The 4,591-nt window shown below is 69.0% G+C and carries 6 protein-coding genes; 4 read left to right on the top strand and 2 right to left on the bottom strand.

Features of this window, described 5'->3' with window-relative positions; genetic code table 11:
- Nucleotides 1-533 precede the first annotated feature (533 nt).
- A complete protein-coding gene (locus tag ACL02O_RS33635; RefSeq protein ID WP_412822219.1) occupies nucleotides 534-812 on the top strand; it encodes a hypothetical protein in 279 nt (92 codons plus the stop codon).
- A gap of 670 nt (nucleotides 813-1,482) precedes the next feature.
- Here ACL02O_RS33635 and ACL02O_RS33630 read toward each other — a convergent pair.
- Nucleotides 1,483-2,400, bottom strand: a complete 918-nt coding sequence (locus ACL02O_RS33630) for an NADP-dependent oxidoreductase (protein WP_412822218.1) — start codon at nucleotides 2,398-2,400, stop codon at nucleotides 1,483-1,485.
- Nucleotides 2,401-2,862: 462 nt separating this feature from the next.
- Between ACL02O_RS33630 and msrB the strand changes: the two genes are divergently transcribed.
- The 3 genes from msrB to ACL02O_RS33615 all read left to right on the top strand — a co-directional run bounded on the left by msrB (nucleotide 2,863) and on the right by ACL02O_RS33615 (nucleotide 4,250).
- A complete protein-coding gene (msrB, locus tag ACL02O_RS33625) occupies nucleotides 2,863-3,342 on the top strand; it encodes a peptide-methionine (R)-S-oxide reductase MsrB (RefSeq protein WP_412822217.1) in 480 nt (159 codons plus the stop codon).
- Between the two features lie 9 nt (nucleotides 3,343-3,351).
- A complete protein-coding gene (gene msrA / locus ACL02O_RS33620; protein WP_412822216.1) occupies nucleotides 3,352-3,858 on the top strand; it encodes a peptide-methionine (S)-S-oxide reductase MsrA in 507 nt (168 codons plus the stop codon).
- 80 nt (nucleotides 3,859-3,938) lie between these two features.
- A complete protein-coding gene (locus ACL02O_RS33615; RefSeq protein ID WP_412822215.1) occupies nucleotides 3,939-4,250 on the top strand; it encodes a hypothetical protein in 312 nt (103 codons plus the stop codon).
- Between the two features lie 35 nt (nucleotides 4,251-4,285).
- Here ACL02O_RS33615 and ACL02O_RS33610 read toward each other — a convergent pair.
- On the bottom strand, nucleotides 4,286-4,591 hold a 306-nt coding region (locus ACL02O_RS33610), incomplete at its 5' end, for a GNAT family N-acetyltransferase (protein WP_412822214.1).

Here is a 4,591-nt window from a genome sequence, read left to right as displayed (position 1 = left end):
CCGAGCCGCCGTCACCACCCGGCTAGCCGGAAGCGTCACCCATGTCTTGAGACTGTTCTGTCACGCAGGTCCTGAGACCCAACACCGTTGCATGCCGGCTGTCTGTCGGAGGCGCGGCGTTGCACCCGGGACGGGTTCGGTGGAGGGTTGCGGGGGTGGTCCGGCGGGGCGGGGCACCTGACAGGCGGACGATCTGCGCCGGGGTGAGCAGGTGGGGTCGGGTGCGCGGCAGCTGCCGGGGCTCGGGTCCCGAAGAACGCCAGGGTGGTGGGGTCGATTCGGACCCCGATCCGGCGGCCGGCGAGGATCTCCGCGGCCAGGACGACGTGCTGACCGAGGGAGACCTTTCCGTCGCGGTTGACGGTGCGGTCGACCTCCGCCACGCCGGGCGTCCCGCCGTGTCCAGCCGCAGCGGGAACGGGCCCGTGGGTCGGCCGCGACATTGATTCCCTCTTGTTGATTCATGGCCCAAGCCAGGATCAGCTGCGGGTGATGCGTGTGACGTGCAGACGCATGTCAACGGGCCACGGCCTATGCAACCGACGTTCCGGCCGCTCGCGCTCGGTCCGGCGGCGCGGGCGTGCGAGGACACGTCGTACGGCACGTCGTGGGCGCGTAACCAGCAGGCCCGGCAGGCTCGGCGCCACCGCATGCTCGACATGCTCGGGCTCGACCCACGCGCCGAGCCCTGGGCCCAGCAGGTGGGCGCCGGTGACGAGTACCGCGACGCGCTCGGCGTGCTCGTCGACGTCACGCTGGAGCAGCGCCAGTTGGCCGGGGCGCGCAAGGACTACGCGACGCCGACGCGCTAGGAAGGGGCTGGCGACGCCCGGGGGCGTCGTCGAGGACACGCCGAACGGGCCGCGCTGGTCGCTCCGTCGGTGAGTTCGTCGCGGACGGGAACCGTAGCCGGGCAAGAAATTTGCGGTGACGTTCGTCGCCGGTCTCAACCGGTCGTCGAAGGGCCGCGGGCGGCGGTGCCAGCTCGCGCCGGTACGTCGTGGACGGCGGCGACGAGCGTCGTCACCGAGGCAGCCCGGCTGCCAGGGGCCGCGGTGTCGACGTCCACCGACACGCTGTCGGCCGCCGTGCCGGCCACCCGGACGGTGAACCTGGTCGATGGCCCGGGCCGCCGAGGCGGCGGTGCCCAACGTGACAATGTCGTCGGGACGGATCGCACTACCTTCGAGCCGCCAGCCGGGACTGTCTCGGCCGCGCCGGACCCGACCGGGTAAACGTCCCGTGTAGTGCGCAGGCCGCGATGAGCTGCTGCTCGGCGATGAACCACTCGAATTAGCCGCCGGGGTAGGCCTTGGCGAACTGGTCGGCATGGTGGAGTCGCTGATCTCACCATCGAGCGCGACCACGTGTGGGTCGGCCGAGCCACGGTCTCGCCGAATTTGCTGGGTGGTTTCCCACAGTCGCAGGCTGCGGACGCGTACGGGCACGTCCGCAGCCCCGCCGGCGTGTGTCCCCGAGTCCTTATGGACGAACGCGGATGATCGTCTTCCCGGTGATCCGCTCGGTCGGATTGAGAGCGGCGACGGCGTCGTCGAGGGTTGCGACGTTGCCGATGTTCGTCCGCAGTCGTCCGTCCCGCACCCGCCGGACGACCTCACTCAGTTGGGCGCGATCGGGCAAGACGACGAAGTCGACCGCCAGGCCGTCCGCGGGCCGCGCCTCGGGCGGCCCGACGACCGACACCAGCGTTCCTCCGGCTCGGATCAGGCCTGCGGACCGCTTCCCGATGTCGCCGCCGATGACATCGAATACCAGATCGACTCCGCCGACGTCTTCCAGGGGGTCGTTCTCGAGGTCGACGAACTCCTGCGCGCCGAAGTCGAGCGCCGTCTGACGGTCTGCAGCGCGCCCGGTGCCGATGACGTAGGCGCCGGCCTCGCGTGCGAGCTGCGTCACCATCGAACCGACTGCGCCGGCCGCGCCGTGCGCGAGGACGCTCTGCCCCGCCTGGAGGCGGCCGTGCTCGAACAGTCCCTGCCACGCGGTCAGGCCCGAGATCGGCAGGCTCGCGCCCACCATGAAGTCGACGTTGCCGGGCAGCGGCGCGAGGTTGCGTGCCTCGACGGCCACATACTCCGCCAGGGTGCCGTCGCGAGTCCAGTCCGTGATGCCGAACACCCGCTGTCCCACAGACAGTCCCGTCGTGCCATACCCGAGAGCGCTGACCACTCCGGCCAGCTCGTGCCCAGGGATCGACGGCGTCCGGTCGCGGCCGAGACGATCGGTCCAGGTCGAGGGCCACGCCATCTCAGTCGGGACGAATCCCGACGCATGAACCTGAACGACGACATCGTTCAGCGCTGCCTGCGGCTCGGGTCGCTCCACCAGGGTCATCCCGGCCGTTCCCGCAGCCTGGTCCGTCACCACGATCGCCTTCATCCGGCACCTCCTTGTATCCGGTCCTCGCCTGCACGGCGTTTTCGCTTCTCGCACAGCTAGCGCAGAGGCACCAGTCGGACAACCCGAACCTAGACTCGGCGTAACTGGTCGGTCAAGTCCACTCTTGAGGTCAAGCGGGTGCTAGATCTGGACGAGGAACACACCGTCATCCCACTCTGCCTCGACGACGGACGCGGCACCCGCACCGCCGTTAGACCTGCACGTTAGGTGCGGATGCTCAGCAAGACCCCTGCCACCTCCTGCCGGAACCGATCCGGGCGGCACCGCCGGCACTGGAGTGCCCTCGGTTTGGCCTCACTCAGGATCGAACGTTGATTGGGACTGTAGAGTCCAGTCGTATCGGGAATACAGCCGCTCCGTGGAGTGTCTGTATGTTCGCATGTCCAGGTGCGTCTTGCCTGGTTCTTCAGCTTCATACCGAAAGGCCGGGAAGGGAGAGCTGTGCCCGAGCAGACCCAGTACCACAAGAACCCGGAGGCCGTTTCGCGGCTCGACCCGGAGCAGTACCGCGTGACCCAGCAGGACGGCACCGAGCGTCCGTTCGCCAACGCCTACTGGGACAACCACGAGCCCGGCATCTACGTCGACGTCGTGTCCGGCGAGCCGCTGTTCGCATCGGTCGACAAGTACGACAGCAACTCCGGCTGGCCCAGCTTCACGAAGCCGATCGCCAAGACGAACGTCGTCGAGCGCGAAGACTCCAGCCACGGGATGATCCGGACTGAGGCCCGCTCGCTGCACGGGGACAGCCACCTCGGCCACGTCTTCAACGACGGCCCCCCCGGCAAGGGTGGGCTGCGCTACTGCATCAACTCCGCGTCGTTGCGGTTCATCCACCTCGACGACCTGGAGAACGCAGGGTACGGCGAATACCGCACCCTGTTCACGAGTGGCACCAACACCGACACCGACGACAAGTAAGGAGGCGACGTGACCACCGAAAAGGCGATCCTCGCCGGCGGCTGCTTCTGGGGCATGGAGGAGCTGTTCCGCCACCAGCCCGGCATCGTGTCCACGCGCGTCGGCTACAGCGGCGGCGACGTCCCGAACGCCACCTACCGCAACCACGGCACCCACGCGGAGTCGATCGAGGTCCTCTACGACCCCGAGAAGACCGACTTCCGCGCGCTGCTCGAGTTCTTCTTCCAGGTGCACGACCCCTCGACGAAGAATCGCCAGGGCAACGACATTGGCACCAGCTACCGCTCGGCGATCTTCTACACCAGCGACGAACAGAGGCGGGTCGCCGAGGACACGATCGCCGACGTCGACGCCTCGGGCCTGTGGCCCGGCAAGGTCGTCACCGAGGTGACCCCGGCGGGCGACTTCTGGGAGGCCGAGCCCGAGCACCAGAACTACCTGCAGACCTACCCAAGCGGTTACACCTGCCACTTTCCCCGCCCCGGGTGGAAGCTCCCGAAGCGGGCGACGGTCTGACACCTCCGGCGCGCGGACCCCGAGTCCGCGCGCCGGCCCGGGCCGAGGTGGTCGGCCTGAACGAGGAGTCAGCCGGATGGGTGCGGGATCTCTCCGGCACCGGTGGCGATCGAGACATGGCATTCGATCGGCTGCACGAGATGCCGGCGCGCGCGGCGTTGCGGGAGGTGCGCCGGCGCGCGACGCGCTCCCCGGCGACCGGGCCCGCGCTGACCGACGTCGCCCACCAGCCTGCACCCGACGCGATGGTGGCGATCCTCGCCAAGCTGGCGACGTTCCGTCGCAAGAGCCGCTCCACCACCTGGGCGTACCGTTTCGTTGCGCGCTACCCACCTACGAGCGTCGCTTTAGTGGGTTTACACGATCCCCGACCCTCTGGCTACCGGCTGTGAAGCCCTGGTCGAGGGCCTCGATCGACGGCCGATCGCTAAGCCACGAGACTCTTGGCCATGATGTGCTCCCGACGCACGCCGTCGGGCATCAGGTCGCCCAGCTCACCCGTGTCACGGAAGCCGTTCCTCTGGTAGAGCGCCGAGGCGTTCCTGTTGCCCTCCACCACAGCCAGGCGCAGCGTCCCTGCGCCCACCAGCCGTGCCCACTGCCCGACTGCCCGCACGAGGTGGTCGCCCACGCCGCGGCCACGTCCCACCGGCGCCACGTACATCGAGATCAGCTCGACGACGCCGTCCTGATCGGTCGGCGCCCCGCTGGCCATCCCGACGGGCTGCCCGTC

It is taken from the genome of Micromonospora mangrovicola (assembly GCF_047200535.1).
Classification (GTDB): domain Bacteria; phylum Actinomycetota; class Actinomycetes; order Mycobacteriales; family Micromonosporaceae; genus Micromonospora.
The sequence above is the reverse complement of the archived record's forward strand: the minus strand, read 5'-3'. Positions and strand labels throughout refer to the sequence as shown.